Genomic DNA, 17867 nt, shown 5'->3' with positions numbered 1-17867 from the left:
TATTAAAAGAAGCTTTCCAATTAGGAAAGTTTCTTTTTTTGTTTTTTTACGATAATAATAAACTAATTGAATCATGCTATATAAGGAATTTATTGCAATTATTATAAACAATCGTTTTAAAATGGCTATTTTCGATAACTATAAAAAGGTGAGAGAATTCTTAACCAAGAATTCTCTCACCTTTTAAGATCTATTCAAACACTTTTTCTATGACCAAAGAGTTTGCAAATTAACCTCTTTTTGCTCCACGGCCACCGCGTTTTGATTCAGTTGCACGCTTTAATGTTGTTAGACGGTCTTCACTGTCTTTTAAGAAACGTGCCATTTTTTGTTCGAAGTTCTCTTGCGGTTGACGGCTCTCGCCACGATTTCCGCCACCACGATTATTGTTATGACGAGGACGTTGCGGGCGTTCTGGACGCTCTGGACGTTCTGCTTGAGGTTTTGCTTTACGAATTGAAAGTCCAATTTTACCATCAGCTTCCACATTCATTACCTTAACTTCAACCATTTCTCCAACTTTTAAATGATCGTTAATATCTTTTACATAGTTATCAGCAACTTCACTAATATGCACAAGACCTGTTGAGTTATCTGGTAATTCAACGAATGCTCCAAAATTTGTAATACCTGTTACTTTACCTTGCACTTTGCTGCCTACTTCAATTGCCATAAAAAAAATGCTCCTCCTTAGAATTTAAGCGACTATCTCTAGTCAATAACCATATTGTGTGGTACTTTTCTTCAATACTTCATTGTTCTACCCATATACACTATATGAATATCCACTGCAAGTAATTCAGCCGTAGTCCGACGGGAATGATATGCAATCGCTCATTCATCTGTATTGCTTATTCTTATTTTACAATAAGACGCGTCAGATGAACATATTTAAAGTTCCAATGACTTTAAACTTGCTTATGACTTACTCTTATTATAACGATGAAAAAACACGTGTCAACAACACTACTTCTTTTCATTTTCCGTAAGATCTATTCCTTCGTCGTCTTCTGAGTCTTCTGGTAAATGGAATATTTTCTCACCTTTTTTAGATAAGAATAAATCTTTTCGTACAATCTTAGCGATGTAATCATCATCATCTAATTTTACGAGTTGCGCATTTAATTCCTTCTTATATTGCTTTTGTTCTAACTTTTCTTTTTTTAATGCTACTTGTTCCTGCTGTTCTTTTTTCAGTACTTGATGCTGATTTATAATTGTAAATACTAATGTACTCATAATTAAGAAGAAAACTGTACCCATAATAGCGAGATTTCGATACAGTGAAACTTTTTTATTATGTAGTCTTTTTTCACGAAGCTCTTCTTGTTTTGCAAATTCTGTATGAATACGACTTACTGTATTACGCTTTCTTTCAGACACAATCTCTCCTCCTTTTTTTGACCAATCTATTTGTTCATTATAAAGGAAAATCGATAAATATTGTATTGGTAAACTATATTTTTTCAATAAATTAACAAAAAATAGTTCTTTTTTCTACTTATTCTTCGTCATCAATGAATTGTGGCTCAATTTTTTCAAGTCTTTCTTCTTTTAAGATTGTATACATTGTACTTGCTTCTTCTTTGCGAACGACGTCCTTTAATAATTCTACTTTTACAGTAACAATCTTTTGCCCGAAGCGAATCGCTAATTCATCACCCACCTTTACTTTACTCGCTGCTTTTACCACTTTCCCGTTGATTTCAATCCGTCCTTGATCAGCCACTTCTTTTGCTAATGTACGGCGCTTGATTAAACGTGAGAGTTTCAAAAATTTATCTAATCTCATAATGATTCTCCTTCTTTATCTTTAGCTTCTTGCCAAAATTGTAATAATGCCTCTACTGAATAATCTTCCCACTTACTCTTCACTTGCTGCTCTACATACCCGAAACGTTTTGCAAATTTTGCATTTGCTAATACCATCGCTTCTTCAGCAGAAATCTTATAATGACGTGCTACATTCACAAGAGTCGTTAATACATCACCGAACTCTTCAACTTGTTGCTCTTTTGTTCCTTTTTCAATTGCTTCTCGTAATTCAGCCAACTCTTCTTCCACTTTACCCCAAAAAGCTTCAGTTGTACCCCATTCAAACCCTAATTTTGCTGCTTTTTTTTGATAATTATATGAAGTTTGTAACGATGAAGCTGTACGATACTCACCTTTTAGTACAGATTCATCTTCATAGTTCTGGTGTTCTTCTTTTTTAATTTTTTCCCAATTCGCATTAATTTCCGCAACATTTTCAACTTGTACATCACCAAAAACATGAGGATGACGACGAATCATTTTTTCATTAATCGCTTGAATAATATCTTCTAAGTTGAAGTAGCCTTCATCTTCACCAATTTGTGCATTCATTAAAACAAGCATTAACAAATCGCCAAATTCCTCAATCATATGATCATCATCTTGTTCATTTACTGCCTGGATTGCTTCATGTGCTTCTTCAAGTAAATAACGTGTTAAACTTTCATGTGTTTGCGCACGGTCCCATTCGCACCCTTCTGGACTACGAAGTGTGGCAATGATTTCACGCAATGTTGAAAACTCCTTTAATGCCTCTTTTGCATCTTGAACAGGTGGAACATAGACAGCTGTTAAATTATTAATTTCCGCAACGTGATCTAATTCATATAATGGTACCGTTTTAATGACTTCCTCTTTTGAACCTGCTGCTGTTACAATCGTTACTTCATAATCATCTGGATATTTCTCCATCAACGTTAATTTTACATGCGAAGCACTAATTTGGTCATACACTTGTGCAATTAATAAATGATTTTGCATATGCACGTGATGAACTGAGAACGTTGCACCATCTACCATTTGGAAACCGTCAATCGGATCAATTTTAAGCGTTGTAAACATCGCATCTAAAAAGCTTTGCCCGCCTTCAATCGATAACTGAATCTCGCCTTTTTTCTCCGCTTCAATTAATAGTTGAATCGTCATTTCCGCAACAAGTGGATGACCTGGAACTGCATAAAGAACAGATTCCTTTTCAGCTTTTTCAATTAATGTAGAAGCAATTTCTTGATATACGGGTAAAAATTCATCATGCTTTTCATACACTTCATCAAAACTGATAAATGATACACCCTCTTTTTGCAATTCCGCGACAACAGGATGATCTAATGTACGCATATATACTTTTTTTACATTTTTTAATGTTCGATAAACACCCATCGGTAACTGTTCAAAGTCACCTGCACCTAAACCTACAACTGTAATTTCTTTCATTTTTAACCCACCTATTTTCGATTTAAAAATAATTGTAATGCCGCCATCTTACTGCCAAGCGGTAATAACAACCATTCTTTTACTGTAAAAATTCGATAACGTGTAATACATAAAATAAAGATACTCCCACCAATGATGACTAAGAAAAGCATCATAATTGCTGCATATAAACGACTATCAATTGCTAAAATCTCATCAAATATGCGAATACCGCCTACAACGAAGATCATACAAACTGTTGCGTAACCGGTGATTTGATAAAACAGACGACTGGCTAACTGAATATCTTGTTTCTTTTTTAAATAATACACTAAACTACACGCACCTACGATTAGAGCTAGATTACTCGACCATGCTGCACCTACTATTCCAAAATAGTGTACGAATGGTTTTGTAATTAGTATTTTGACCAGCAAGCTGATTGCTAAAATGTACGTAGGACCTTTACGATACCCTAAACCTTGTAAAATCGCTGTAATTGCCATAATCATTGAAAGCATAATAATTTGAATCACATAGACCGACAGCACATCTGATAAATCAGCTGTTTCAAATAAAACTTTATTCAAATAAGGCATAACGAGCATTAAACCAACTGTTGCTGCTACACCAAAAAGAAGTGTTGCTTGAAAAGTAACACGAATGAGTTGGCGCATTTGCTCCCCTTTTCTTTTTTTCATTGCACTTGCAATCATCGGTACAATTGCCATAGAGAATGATGTAGCGATGACTAATCCAACTTGTACAAGTGGTTGACCACGATCATAAATCCCCTTCTCTTTCATCGCATCAATTGGTTGTTCAATATACTGAACGAGCGTATCAAATACGGTAAACGCATCGACAATTTGAAAGAAAATCAACAGCAGACTACTCATACTCGCACTGACACTCACAACGAGCATCTTCTTTAAAAATTCACGCTTTCGAACAACTGTATTTTCTTTGTTAAGTAAATAAATCGACTGACGCTTTTTTCTCATATATAACATTAGAAGTAGGACACCAATCCATTCGCCACTAACTGTCCCTAGAACAGCGACTGCTCCAGCTGTATATAATGACTGCGAAGTAGCCATAACATAAGCTGTACCGCCTAAAATAACGGTTACACGTACAACTTGTTCAATCACTTGCATCACAGCGACGGTTTGTAGATTACCATGTGCTTGTAACTTCCCTTTATACATAGATAATGTCGGTACTGTAAAAATAACAAGTGAACCAATTTTCAATAAAAAGCCGAGTTGTTCATCACCCATTGCACGCGCAAAAAAATCTGAGGCACTATACATGCCAATAAATAAAAGAATTGAAAATACCCATAGCGCGCGATATAACAATTGCGATATCGCTTGTTGTCTTTTCAACGGTTGACCAAGCTCATCTGCAATCATCTTCGAAACAGCAATCGCTAGACCACTCGATGTCCATGTCATGAAAACAGCCACAAATGGATAGACTTGTTGATAAATAAAGAATCCTTGGTCCCCCACTAAGTTTTGAAAGGGGACACGATAGACCATACTTAATACTTTTACAAAAAGTGCTGCCATCGTTAAAAGTGCAACTCCTTTTGCATAGCCTTTTACTTTTGTCATTCGCATCCTCCTTCCGTTACTACATTTTTTTGAATACTTATGTAAAAAGGAGAAACTACTTCTTTAGTTCCTCCTTTCACAAAAATTATGCAGGATTCTCTTCTTTTAGTGAAGCTGGTAATAATTGAACAACCGCTTCAACCAAATCAAAAACATCTTGATCTTTTGACATCTTTCGTTCATCAATTGTTAAAACAAGTTTTCCATCTTCTAATGTAAAACCAACTGCTCGTCCTAAAACCATTGAATCAGAAACCATCTTACTACCATCAATTCGTTGCGTACCCTCCATTGATAGTGTAATACGATACATTTTATTTTTTAGTTTGATGGACTCTAAGCCAACTTCTAATCCCCATGCTTTCATACGTGCAATACGCATTAAGCGGTCCACTTCGATTGGCAAGTCACCAAAACGGTCTACTAATTCTTCGGAAATTTCATGATAAGCTTCTTCTGTTTCAATCGCTTTAATACGCTTATACATTTGAATTTTTTGATAACCGTCTGGAATATACGTATCCGGTAAATAGGCATCATACGGAAGAAGAATCTCGATTCCTTTTTCTTCTGTCTTCTTCTCGCCTGTTTGTTTTTCAGTTACGGCATCTTCAAGCATTTGTGAATACAAGTCAAAACCAACTGAATCAATAAAGCCATGTTGCTGCGCACCAAGTAAATTACCTGCACCGCGAATGGATAAATCGCGCATCGCAATTTTAAAACCAGAACCAAGTTCCGTAAATTCTTTTACGGCTTGTAAACGTTGTTCTGCAACTTCTGTTAACACCTTATCACGTTGATACATGAAGTATGCATAGGCAACACGATTAGAACGCCCTACACGTCCACGTAATTGATAGAGCTGTGATAACCCCATACGGTCTGCATTGTTCACAATGAGCGTATTAACATTTGGAATATCAATTCCTGTCTCAATAATCGTTGTTGTAACTAATACATCAAATTCGCCTTCTAAAAAGCCTAAGATGATTGATTCTAACTCATTCTCCGTCATCTTCCCATGCGCATACGCAACACGTGCTTCAGGTACGAGTGTTTGAATTTGATCGACTTGTTTTGCCATATCCTCTACACGATTGTGTAAGTAGAAGACTTGTCCACCACGCGACATCTCACGCTCAATCGCTTCTCGTACAAGTGCGCCATTATGTTCCATGACATACGTTTGTACTGGGAAACGGTTTGCAGGAGGTGTTTCAATAACCGATAAATCACGCACACCGACCATCGACATATGAAGCGTACGTGGAATCGGTGTTGCGGTTAACGTTAGCACATCAATATTTGTTTTCAATGTCTTAATTTTCTCTTTATGTGTGACACCAAAACGCTGCTCTTCATCAACAATTAATAACCCTAAATCTTTATAAATCACATCTTTTGATAAAATACGATGTGTCCCGATTAAAATGTCTATTTGTCCATCTTTCAAGGCTTTTAATGTTTCCGTTTGTTGTTTACGTGTACGGAAGCGGCTAAGTAAACCGATATTAACCGGAAGGTCTTGGAATCGGTCAAGCATTGTTTCGTAATGTTGCTGTGCTAAAATCGTTGTTGGCACTAAGAAAGCGACTTGTTTACCATCTAAAATCGCTTTATACGCTGCACGAATGGCTACTTCTGTCTTTCCATAACCTACATCTCCACAAACAAGGCGATCCATTGGACGTTCACGCTCCATATCCATTTTCACTTCTTGAATTGTACGTAGTTGGTCTTCTGTTTCCTCATATGGGAAGGCAGCTTCAAATTGATGCATCTCATCACCATCAGGAGAGAAGGCAAAACCTTTTGCTGCTTCGCGTTCAGCGTATAGCTTAATTAAATCATCCGCAATATCTTGAACTGCTTTTGATACTTTCGTTTTCGTCTTTTTCCACTCTGCTCCACCTAATTTATGAAGCTTTGGTTCTTTATCTTCTGAACCTACATATTTTTGAACTAAGTCAATTTGATCGACTGGTACATATAACTTATCATCTGCACGATAACGAATATGCAAATAATCTTTATAGTTCCCGTTAATTTCGAGTGTTTCAATGCCAATATATTTACCAATACCATGATGTACATGGACGATATAATCCCCTGGTTTAATCTCTGTATAGCTTTTAATTCGTTCAGCATTGGTCATCGTTTTAGGACGTGCTTTACGTTTCTTTTGTTGCTTAAACAGCTCATCTTCTGTCACGATTGCTAATTTCGGAATCGGCATCTCAAAACCATTAGTTAAAGCACCAGACATAATGAAGACACCCGGTCCATTCGGTTCACCGAGTTGTACTTCTACGCCGTGGTCTGCCAATAGATTTTGCAATATATCAATTCGTTCTTCATTTTCTGTTAAAAATAGCGTTGTAAAGTCACTTGACACCCAACGTTCAATTTCACTATTCAACAGAGCAATCTGTCCGTGGAAATGTTGCATCGGTTTACATGAAAAATTACGTGTTGTTGTAAACGTCATTCCTTTAAATCCGCGCGCAAATAATGCAAAGAAGATTTTTTGTTGCTCAATATTCGCAAGTAATTCTTTAAAGCTGAAAGATGGTTTCACACTGTGCAACATCTTACCGAGCTCAATCATTTCAAGCAGCCATTCTTTTTCTTCAGAATCCCATGCTTCCATTGTTTCTTGAATTCGTGTTAATTCATCAAAAATTACAATGCCATCTCGTTTGAAATAATCACCTAAAAAAGTTGGATTTTCATATAATAAAGAACCATAGCGATTTACGTACTCAGGTAATTCACCTTGTTGTAATAGCGCAATATCTGCTTGTACATTTTCATAAAGTGCTGTTTTTACTGCATCTGTTTTTACCTTTTTTAAACTTTCACTTAAACCAGCTTCTAAACGTTCTGCAAGTGCATGTCGTTCATCTGTTGATAACACAAACTCCATCGCTGGTAAAATCACCATCTCTTGTAATTTCGCAATTGAGCGCTGATCATCTGCTGAGAACGTACGAATCGAATCAATCTCAGTATCAAACAGCTCAATTCGAACAGGATGATCATCATATGGCGGATAAATATCGATAATTCCACCTCGAACAGCGAACTCGCCGGGAGTTGTCACCATACCATTTCGCGTATAGCCCATCATGACTAATTGCTTCAGTAGCTCTTGTGTATCTAAATCATCACCGAGTTTTAACGTATAACGTAATGATGACCACTGCTCTTTCGGTGTCATTACTTTACGCATACCAGCAGCAGGGATAATATAGATTCCTTGTACATCATGAATCATATGATCCAGTGTTGCGATACGCTGTGCACGTAATTCGGGACTTGCTAAAGCCATATCTGCCGCGATAAACTCATCTGCTGGGTAGTAATGTACTTCATCACTACCAATTAATTTCGATAAGTCCTCATACAAAGACTGTGCTTGCAACATATTCGGTGCAATCATGTAGATTGATTTTTTTGTTTCTGCATACATTGTAGCGATGAAAGCCGATCTTGCGCTTCCGGATAATCCTGTTACAAGTTGTGCAGGTTGTTCTCTTCTTATATCTTCAATTAATGCTGCTACTTCCATGTCTTTCATCAATAACCGACGTAAGATTTCCATGTTTTCCTCCTATTCTTCATATAGAAAAAGGCTTTGGTAAGTTGTTTACCAAAGCTACACGCATCTATTCTTTTTACTTTTGATTAAATTTATTCATGACTTCTACGAATGGCTTCTCTAACCAATACATGCTTGCATCGGCTGCTTTTTCAAAGGACTCTTGCATTAATGGCTGATCTTCTTTTGAAAAACGTGCTAGTACATAGTCTGACACCTTCATACCTTGTGGTGGGCGATTAATGCCAATGCGAATGCGATTAAATTCCTGTGTTCCTAAATGTTGAATTAAAGACTTAATCCCATTATGTCCACCTGCACTACCTTTTTGACGTAAACGTAATTTACCTTTTTCTAAATCAAGGTCATCATATATTACGACAATGTCTTCTATATCAATATCAAAATAATCCATCAGTGGTCGTACACATTCTCCTGATAGATTCATATATGTTAATGGTTTTAATAAAATGACTTTACCCTCTGGACGATGTGCCGTACCATAGATACCATTAAATTTCGTTTGGTTTAATGTAATTCCCATGCGGTCTGCCAATACATCAATTGTGTCAAAACCTACGTTATGATGTGTATGTTCATATGGCTTACCTGGATTCCCTAATCCAATGATTAATTTCATATCTACTACATCCTTTTCTGTACTAATCCTTGTTATTTTAACATACCCCATCTTTTTAAACAAAATACGAATACTTCGAACGTTTAAACAGAAACAAAACGCAACGACTCTACTAAAATCGTTGCGTTTTGTTTTTATTTAATTCATATCTATTTAATTTTCTAGTGGTGATGGATTTTCAACTTCCTTACCATTATCTGCTTCTACTTCTCCTTCTTCTAATGAAGGTTCTAAGTCTTTGTCAGATACTGGCGGTAAAACTGTAGCAAGTACAAAATCATCTTCATGTAGGACATCAAAGTCTACTTGTTCACGAATATCTACTACAGCAAGTGAATCACCAATACCAAGCTCTGTAATATCTACTTCGATTGATTCTGGAATATTTGAAGGTTCAACGAATAAAGTAATTTCGCGATTTGGCTGTTGTAATGAGCCGCCCTCTTTTACACCAACTGATTCACCAACAATCAGAACTGGCACTTCCATCTCAATTTTACGATTCATATTAACTGCTAAAAAGTCTAAATGAATCAATGTGTCTTTTAATGGATCTTTTTGAACTTCTGATAATATAGCATTTACGTGTTTCCCATCTAAGTCTAAAGATAAGACTGCATTTCTGCCTTCTTCACGTAATTTCTTCTCAAGATCTCGTTCGTTTACTGCGATTGGAGTGGTATTTACTTGATAGCCGTACACAACTGCTGGCACAAAACCATCCTGTCTTAATTCTCTTAAAACTGAATTCTTATGTGCTTGTCTTTTCTTTACTTGTAAAGTTTCTGGCATGTTTCATTTCCCCTTCCGTCTCATAGTCACACCTAATACACATACCCTGTTTTAAGTGCTATAAACATGGAGCAAATGAATGCGTTTGGCATTCTTACAATACTAGGACGCTTCACATGATAATTTGTTGCATAAAAAAAGAACAGATGAGGATGAACCCCACCTGCTCTCATTCGAATGATTAATCGAATAATTTTGATACTGATTTGTTTTCGTAAATGCGAACGATTGCATCTGCTAACAATTTTGCAACTGATAGTTGTGTAATTTTCGCGATTTTCTTTTCTTCTGGTAATTGGATTGAATCTGTAATTACTAACTCTTTAATTACAGAGTTATCGATACGCTCGATCGCTGGGCCTGATAATACAGGGTGTGTACAAGAAGCATATACTTCTTTTGCACCTGATTTTAATAATGCATCCGCACCGATTGTAATTGTACCAGCTGTATCAATGATATCATCGATTAAGATACAAATTTTACCTTCTACATTACCAACGATGTTCATAACTTCTGCTACGTTTGGTTTTGGACGACGCTTATCGATAATCGCGATTGGTGCTTTCAAGCGTTCTGCCATTTTACGTGCACGTGTTACACCACCGTGGTCTGGTGATACTACGACGATATCTTCTGGGTTCCAACCTTTTTGACTGAAGTAATCAGAGATTAATGGAACACCAACAAGGTGGTCGATTAAGATATCAAAGAAACCTTGAATTTGTGGAGCATGCAAATCAAGAAGTACAACGCGTGTTGCACCTGCTGTTTCTAGTAGGTTAGCCACTAATTTAGCCGTAATTGGTTCACGTGAGCGTGCTTTACGATCTTGACGAGCATAACCATAGTATGGCATTACTACGTTTACTGTACGAGCTGAAGCACGTTTAACAGCATCGATCATAATTAATAACTCCATTAAGTTTTCGTTTACTGGAGCGGAAGTTGACTGCACGATGAATACGTCACAACCACGAATACTTTCCTCAATACTGATTTGAATTTCTCCATCACTGAAGTGTTTTACAGAACTTTTACCAAGTTCTACTCCCATTTCTTTTGCAATCGAAGCTGCAAGTGGTTCGTTAGAATTCAGAGAAAAGATTTTTAATTTTGAGTTAGCATATTGATACGGCATGATGGCCTCCTGTTAAATATTAATTATTTATTAGAATTTAATTTGTTAACGTAATTCTCTTTGTTCTCTTGACGAGAACGTCCAATGGCAAGTGCGAATGGCGGAACTTCTTTTGTAACTGTTGTTCCAGCCGCTACATATGTGTCTGAATGAATTGTTACAGGTGCTACTAAATTTGCGTTACAGCCGATGAATGAACGATCACCGATTGTCGTTTTAAATTTATTAACACCGTCATAATTTACTGTAATCGTCCCGCAGCCAATATTAACGTCTGCACCGATTTCAGCGTCACCTAAGTAAGTTAAATGTGAAGCTTTGCTTCCTTCACCTAAAGTTGTTTTCTTCAACTCAACAAAGTTGCCTACTTTTGCGCGATTTAAAACATTTGAAGCTGGACGAATGTGTGCATAAGGTCCGACTGTAACATCTTCACCAATCATACTTTCTTCCACAACAGATGCATCAATTTTTGTACGATGACCGATTTGGCTATCTACAATATGGCTGTTCGGGCCAATATAGCAATCCTCACCAATCACCGTTTGACCTTCAAGTAAAGTACCTGGGCAAACAACTGTATCGCTACCAATTGTAACATCTGCACCAATATACGTATTTGCTGGATTAATGATTGTTACACCATTTCTCATATGTGCTTCGTTAATACGCGCACGCATAATTTCTTCTGCTTGAGAAAGAGCTACACGATCATTGACTCCTAAATTTTCAGAGAAATCGTCTGAAATATACGCGGATACGATTTCACCTTGTTGTTTTAAAATTTCAATGACATCTGGTAAATAGTATTCACCCTGTGCATTATCGTTTTTAACAAGTTTTAATGTTTCAAATAGTGCTTTGTTATCGAAACAATATGTGCCTGTATTAATTTCGGTTACTTTTTGTTGTTCAACTGTTGCATCTTTTTGCTCTACAATCTGTTCAACATGTCCTTCTTCATTACGAAGAATACGACCATAACCTGTAGGATTTTCAGCGACAGCTGTTAAGATAGTTGCTTTTGCAGCTTGTTGCTGGTGGTGCTCTAGTAATGCCTTCATCGTTTCAGGGCGGATTAATGGTGTATCTCCACAAATAACGATGGTTGTGCCTTCTAGGTCGCCTAGTAAAGTTTCAGCTTGCTGAACTGCATGAGCTGTTCCAAGTTGTTCTTCTTGTAACACATACTCACTTTTGTCACCTAACTGCTCTTTTACTTTCTCAGCGCCGTGACCAACAATTGATACAATTTTTGTTACGTCTAAATCACGAATGTGATCGACAACGTGCTCAACCATTGGTTTCCCACAAACCGGATGAAGAACTTTATATAATTTGGACTTCATACGCGTTCCTTGACCAGCAGCCAAAACTACCGCATAAATTTTTGTCATTTCGCAAGTCCTCCATTTAGCTGATTTTCTATTATGACTATATAGTAAATGTAAGCATTTTTCAAGGGTGCATGACTTGACAAAAAGAGGTCATACAACTTATGATTAGAAATCTTTGCCTTTTTTATTCGCATAAAAGCTATTGTTTAGACAGTTCCTCTTTATTCTGCTCGAAAAGTCACATTTACTTGTTCATAGAAAATTCATGTTTTTTTATAATATTACCCATTTCTCCTACGAATTCTTCTATTTCTTCCAATGTATTTTTAGGATGTAATGATACACGGAAAAACTGACGCGCTTGTGATGGTGTATAACCCATTGCAAGAACTGTTTTTGTACCTTCATCTTGCTCTACATCACACGCACTTCCTGTTGAAATATAAAAACCTTTCTCACTTAATTCCAACATCATCAATTGACCTTCCATCCCTTTCGCCATCATGCCAATAATTCCAGGGTATTGTTCCTTTGACGATTCAACTACTTTAATCGGTAATGTACGAAGTTCTGACAATATGTAATACCGTAACTGTGTTAACTTTACAAGGTCTTGTTTTGTAAATAACTGATTCAGTGCCGCTGAAAAAGCTGCTACAGACGGAATATCTACTGTCCCACCACGCACCCCTTTCTCATGTGTCACACCAGGGAATAAAGGTTCAATGATTCTTTTAGGATGAATATAAATTGCCCCCATTCCTTTCGGGCCACCAATTTTATGCGCTGAAATTGTCAAACTATCGACTATTTTAGCAATACCATGTAAAGGGACTTTCCCAAAGGATTGTACGCAATCTGTATGAACAGGGATTTGATATTTTTTCGCAATTTCACATACTGCTTCAATCGGTTGAATGACACCAATTTCTGCATTGATATGCTGCACACTAATAAGTGCAGTATCTTCTGTAATCAGCATTTCTAACTCTTCTAAATTAATTTGTCCACATGGCATTAAAGGTAATTTGATAACTTCATAGCCCCATCTTGTCAATGTATTCATCGCCGCATGAACAGAAGTGTGTTCTGCCATCGTCGTAATAATTTGCCTTTTTTTTTGCCCTAACACAATGGATAGGATTGCGATTAAGTTCCCTTCCGTACCACTACCTGTAAAATAAATACCGTCTGAAGAAACTGATAAAATTGAAGCAATTTGTTCTCTTGTTAGTTGTAAAATTTGTGCCGCATACCAACCCGCTTCATGTAAACTAGACGCATTTCCATAATAAGTAGTTGCAACTTCCCCGTACATACGAATGGCTTCATCGCTCATAGGCGCTGTAGCAGCATAATCTAGGTACACCATACGAAAACCTCTTTCCATAAACAAAACTTGTTTTATTTCATATTTTATGTAAATATATGTGACAAGACAACTGTAAAGAAGGTTAAGTAAAATGAAAAATCATATTTTGATTATCGGTAGTGGGATTGCCGCACTTCAATGCGCCCGCCTATTACCCTCTCATAAAACAATTCACCTCATTACAAAAAGAGAAATTTATGAAAGCAGTTCTTATTATGCACAAGGTGGCATTGCAACGGTTTGGCATCATGAAGACTCCTTCTCCTCACATGAACAAGATACACATGAAGCAGGTGTTAATCATACGAATCATGAGATGGTACAACTCCTCGTAAGAGAAGGTCACATCGCTACGAAAGAATTAATTCAAGCTGGTTTACCTGTAGACCGGACAAGCAATGGTGAGATTTCACTTGGTTTAGAAGGCGCCCATTCACATCACAGAATTATCCATAGTGGCGGTGATGCGACAGGCAAAAATACAATTGAATTTTTATACAAAACACTCCCATCAAACGTCATCGTGCATGAACAAGAATGTGCCATTCAATTAATTAAGAATCCAGAACAACGTGTAATCGGTGTTTATACAAAGAATGTGGAGGGTGCATTATGTCGTTACACAGGTGAAGCTGTCATTCTAGCAACAGGAGGCATTGGATCACTGTACCCGCAAACTTCAAATTGCGAAAATAGCTTTGGCGATGGAATTGCTTTGGCTTACTTGGCTGGTGCAACTGTAGCTGATTTAGAATTTATTCAATTTCATCCTACGCTACTTTTCCATGAAGGAAAGACGCATGGTCTTGTATCAGAAGCTGTGAGAGGTGCTGGTGCACGTTTCGTTAATGAACAGCAACATTATTTTATGGAAGATCATCCACAACGTGATTTAGCACCGCGACACATTACAGCAAAAGCAGTTTACGATCAAATAAAACAAGGACATACCGTTTTTTTAGATATTTCATGCGTTGAAAATTTCACAACTCAATTTCCGAGCATCGCTAAAAAATGTAGTGATTTGAACATTTCTATAGAAACTCAACGTATTCCGATTACTGTAGGAAGTCATTTTTTAATGGGTGGAATTATGACTAATGTAAACAGTGAAACATCGTTGCCCGGATTGTATGCAATTGGGGAAGTTGCTTGTAATGGCATCCACGGTGCAAATCGATTAGCTAGTAATTCTCTATTAGAAGGGTTAGCTTTTGGAAAACGTTTAGCGAAGCACTTACATACATCACGCGAGATTGACTACACAGAAAATGCGATTACAACAAAGAAGAAGCAACTTCCATCACTCATGACACCGAGTGTATTGCAACAACATATGATGCATACAGTAGGTATTATTCGAAATGAACATGATTTAAATCAATTAAGCACGCAGTTACAACAACCACTTCTACAAGATGTTCGCCACTTGACGCAGCTAGATATAGAACATTATTTTATGCACATAACTGCTCAATTAATTGTACAAGCTGCCCTTGTAAGAAAAGAATCGCGTGGGGGACATATTCGAAGTGACTATCCACAAAGTGATAATTCTTTAACACAAACATTATTTATTCAACAAAAAGACCAGCCAATTTATAGGGGGACATGGTATGAATTTACTCAAACTCAAGCAACAACTTACGGAATTTTTCAATGAAGACATCGGTGATACAGATCTATCTTCCGAATTACTATTCGATGAGAAACAGAGAGGTGAATTTTCACTTTACGCAAAGGAAGATGGGATCTTTTGTGGCGAAAAAATTATTCAAATCGGTTTTCAATTACTAACCGATGAATCAATTCAAGTTCATGAATTGATTCAAGATAGTACAGCAATTCAAAAAGGTGATTTAATTGCACGTATTGAAGGACCTATTCGAACACTTCTCAGTGGAGAGCGCGTCATTTTGAATCTAATTCAGCGTATGTCAGCGATTTCCACCAAAACAGCTCTAGCAGTAGCCGCAACTACAAATTCGCGTACACGTATTTGTGACACACGTAAAACAACACCTGGCTTACGTATGTTTGAAAAATATGCTGTACGTGTAGGAGGCGGCTTTAACCATCGCAACGGACTGTATGACTGTGTCATGTTAAAAGATAACCATATTGAATTTGCCGGGAGCATTTCAAAAGCTGTGAACCATGTGAAACAACAATTAGGTCACACAACCAAAATTGAAGTCGAAGTCGAAACAAAGGAACAATTAATTGAAGCGATTGAAGCAGGTGTCGATCTTCTACTACTTGATAATCGTACACCAGAGGAAATTGAGTCGTGGTTACCACTTATTCCACCTCACATCATAACGGAAGCTTCTGGCAGTATTACGCTTGATACCTTACCTGAATATGCAGCTACTGAAATACATTACATCTCACTCGGAGCATTAACACATTCGATTCATTCATTAGATATGAGCGCACTCGTTCAATTGAAAGGAGTTTAAACGTGAATTTACTAACACAAATCTCAAAAATACCGGAAACATATTTAACTTTATCAACTGTAGAAATTGAAAATCGTATTCATAACATTAAAAAAGAACTTGGTACAAAGCTTTTAATTCCAGGGCATCATTATCAAAAAGATGAAGTAATTCAGTTTGCTGATGTGACAGGAGATTCTTTACAACTAGCTCAAATATGTGCAGCAAATACAGAAGCGGAGCATATTGTCTTTTGCGGCGTACATTTTATGGCAGAAACAGCTGACATGTTGACGTCAGCACATCAGCGTGTTTACCTACCGGATTTACGGGCGGGATGTTCAATGGCTGATATGGCAAACATTCATCAAACCGAACAGGCTTGGGATGTTTTACAGGAGATTTTTGGTGATACGATTATCCCATTAACATATGTGAACTCAACTGCCGCCATTAAAGAATTTACAGGTCGTCACGGTGGAGCTTGTGTGACTTCTTCAAATGCTAAAAAAATGGTCGAATGGGCATTTACACAAAAACGACGTCTATTCTTTTTACCAGATCAACATCTTGGTCGAAATACTGCGTTCGACTTGGGTATCCCACTAGAACAAATGGCAATTTGGGATCCAATTAAACGTAATCTAATTTTTGAAGGCGACAAACAAGATATCCTTGTTATCTTATGGAAAGGACATTGCTCTGTGCATGAAGGATTTACTGTTCAACACATTGAACAAGTACGCAAAAATTATCCTGACATGAAAGTGATTGTTCATCCAGAATGCAGCCATGAAGTCGTACAAGCTTCTGATGACGCTGGTTCAACAAAATATATTATTGATACAATTGCACAGGCTGATCCCCATATAAGTTTCGCAATTGGAACAGAGATGAATTTAGTCAAACGAATCATCAAACAATATCCTGAGCGACACATCATCTCATTAAATGAAAATATGTGTCCTTGTTTAACAATGAACCGAATCGACTTACCGCATCTACTTTGGCAATTAGATCAAGTCGTTGCAGGTGAGACGATGCATCAAATTACAGTAGATGATGAAACGACGAAGTATGCCTTACAGTCGCTAGAACGCATGTTACAAAACACGTAAATTAAAGAGATTTCGGTTGTTTGATACACTATACCGAAATCTCTTTATTATTTTCCCCATAAAAAAAGAGCCTGCCTATGGTGAATTAGGTGGCTCCGCGCTTACGTCTTATACTTCAACTTCGACTTCATTTAGTACAACAGCTTCTTCCTCGCTTGATTCCTCGTAAGCTTTTAACACTGATTCTTGAATCTTTGTTCTTGTACCAGAGTTAATTGGATGTGCAATATCTCGGAACTCACCATCTGGCGTACGTTTACTTGGCATTGCTACGAATAACCCTGTATTCCCATCGATTACACGAATATCATGTACGACGAATTCGTTGTCCAGTGTGATGGAAGCGATTGCTCTCATACGGCCGTCTGTTTGAACACGGCGCAATCTCACATCTGTAACTTCCATTTTTTCACCACCTCTCATCTTAGTTGCATAGCTAATCTTATCCACTTTCTTTATTCTTCAAAAATTACCCAATTCCTTCTTACTTTTTTAAATTTTTAGAATTTATTTTATGTATAAAAGAAATATATGTCGAAAAGTTCATTTATTTGGTTTTTTAAATCAAAAAA

At 37.0% G+C, this 17867-nt stretch carries 15 protein-coding genes; 3 read left to right on the top strand and 12 right to left on the bottom strand.

Annotated features, from left to right (window positions below; all coding sequences use genetic code 11):
* Nucleotides 1–229: 229 nt before the first annotated feature.
* The 11 genes from KGI01_RS09380 to KGI01_RS09330 all read right to left on the bottom strand — a co-directional run bounded on the left by KGI01_RS09380 (nucleotide 230) and on the right by KGI01_RS09330 (nucleotide 13736).
* Complete coding sequence (locus tag KGI01_RS09380; protein WP_068456711.1) at nucleotides 230–673, bottom strand: S1 domain-containing RNA-binding protein; 444 nt, start codon at nucleotides 671–673, stop codon at nucleotides 230–232.
* Nucleotides 674–966: 293 nt separating this feature from the next.
* Nucleotides 967–1383: an FtsB family cell division protein gene (locus KGI01_RS09375; RefSeq protein WP_141274472.1), complete on the bottom strand. Its 417-nt coding sequence runs from the start codon at nucleotides 1381–1383 to the stop codon at nucleotides 967–969.
* Nucleotides 1384–1501: 118 nt separating this feature from the next.
* The gene (locus KGI01_RS09370) at nucleotides 1502–1792 is read right to left on the bottom strand and encodes an RNA-binding S4 domain-containing protein (RefSeq protein WP_141274471.1); all 291 of its coding nucleotides are present in this window, start codon (nucleotides 1790–1792) and stop codon (nucleotides 1502–1504) included.
* The gene (yabN, locus tag KGI01_RS09365) at nucleotides 1789–3249 is read right to left on the bottom strand and encodes a bifunctional methyltransferase/pyrophosphohydrolase YabN (protein ID WP_141274470.1); all 1461 of its coding nucleotides are present in this window, start codon (nucleotides 3247–3249) and stop codon (nucleotides 1789–1791) included. The genes KGI01_RS09370 and yabN overlap by 4 nt, the downstream gene beginning before the upstream one ends.
* Nucleotides 3250–3260: 11 nt before the next feature.
* Entirely contained in the window at nucleotides 3261–4850 is a 1590-nt protein-coding gene (locus tag KGI01_RS09360; protein ID WP_170214768.1) for a putative polysaccharide biosynthesis protein, read from the bottom strand.
* Between the two features lie 85 nt (nucleotides 4851–4935).
* Nucleotides 4936–8457: a transcription-repair coupling factor gene (gene mfd / locus KGI01_RS09355; protein WP_141274468.1), complete on the bottom strand. Its 3522-nt coding sequence runs from the start codon at nucleotides 8455–8457 to the stop codon at nucleotides 4936–4938.
* Between the two features lie 73 nt (nucleotides 8458–8530).
* Nucleotides 8531–9094 carry an aminoacyl-tRNA hydrolase gene (gene pth / locus KGI01_RS09350; RefSeq protein ID WP_141274467.1) on the bottom strand — a complete coding sequence of 188 codons (564 nt, stop codon included), beginning with the start codon at nucleotides 9092–9094 and terminating at the stop codon, nucleotides 8531–8533.
* Between the two features lie 153 nt (nucleotides 9095–9247).
* Nucleotides 9248–9886: a 50S ribosomal protein L25/general stress protein Ctc gene (locus KGI01_RS09345; RefSeq protein ID WP_141274466.1), complete on the bottom strand. Its 639-nt coding sequence runs from the start codon at nucleotides 9884–9886 to the stop codon at nucleotides 9248–9250.
* Between the two features lie 181 nt (nucleotides 9887–10067).
* The gene (locus tag KGI01_RS09340) at nucleotides 10068–11027 is read right to left on the bottom strand and encodes a ribose-phosphate diphosphokinase (RefSeq protein ID WP_068456734.1); all 960 of its coding nucleotides are present in this window, start codon (nucleotides 11025–11027) and stop codon (nucleotides 10068–10070) included.
* 23 nt (nucleotides 11028–11050) lie between these two features.
* On the bottom strand, nucleotides 11051–12424 hold the full coding sequence (gene glmU / locus KGI01_RS09335; protein ID WP_141274465.1) for a bifunctional UDP-N-acetylglucosamine diphosphorylase/glucosamine-1-phosphate N-acetyltransferase GlmU: 1374 nt from the start codon (nucleotides 12422–12424) through the stop codon (nucleotides 11051–11053).
* A 184-nt stretch (nucleotides 12425–12608) separates the two neighbouring features.
* A complete protein-coding gene (locus tag KGI01_RS09330) occupies nucleotides 12609–13736 on the bottom strand; it encodes a cysteine desulfurase family protein (RefSeq protein WP_141274464.1) in 1128 nt (375 codons plus the stop codon).
* 91 nt (nucleotides 13737–13827) lie between these two features.
* On the opposite strand from KGI01_RS09330, the gene nadB reads away from it, so the two are divergent.
* Genes nadB through nadA form a run of 3 tightly spaced genes read left to right on the top strand, consistent with a single transcriptional unit; the run spans nucleotide 13828 to nucleotide 17295 of the window.
* Nucleotides 13828–15399 carry an L-aspartate oxidase gene (gene nadB / locus KGI01_RS09325; RefSeq protein WP_141274463.1) on the top strand — a complete coding sequence of 524 codons (1572 nt, stop codon included), beginning with the start codon at nucleotides 13828–13830 and terminating at the stop codon, nucleotides 15397–15399.
* Entirely contained in the window at nucleotides 15353–16198 is an 846-nt protein-coding gene (gene nadC / locus KGI01_RS09320; protein WP_141274462.1) for a carboxylating nicotinate-nucleotide diphosphorylase, read from the top strand. The genes nadB and nadC overlap by 47 nt, the downstream gene beginning before the upstream one ends.
* Before the next feature lie 2 nt (nucleotides 16199–16200).
* Nucleotides 16201–17295, top strand: coding sequence for a quinolinate synthase NadA (gene nadA / locus KGI01_RS09315; RefSeq protein WP_141274461.1), 1095 nt, complete (start codon nucleotides 16201–16203; stop codon nucleotides 17293–17295).
* A gap of 108 nt (nucleotides 17296–17403) precedes the next feature.
* Here the strand turns inward: nadA and spoVG are convergent, their stop codons facing one another.
* Nucleotides 17404–17700, bottom strand: a complete 297-nt coding sequence (spoVG, locus tag KGI01_RS09310) for a septation regulator SpoVG (protein ID WP_068456752.1) — start codon at nucleotides 17698–17700, stop codon at nucleotides 17404–17406.
* Between the last annotated feature and the right edge of the window lie 167 nt (nucleotides 17701–17867).

It is taken from the genome of Kurthia gibsonii (assembly GCF_006539985.1).
Classification (GTDB): Bacteria; Bacillota; Bacilli; order Bacillales_A; family Planococcaceae; genus Kurthia; species Kurthia gibsonii.
This window is presented reverse-complemented; position numbering and strand designations above follow the sequence as displayed.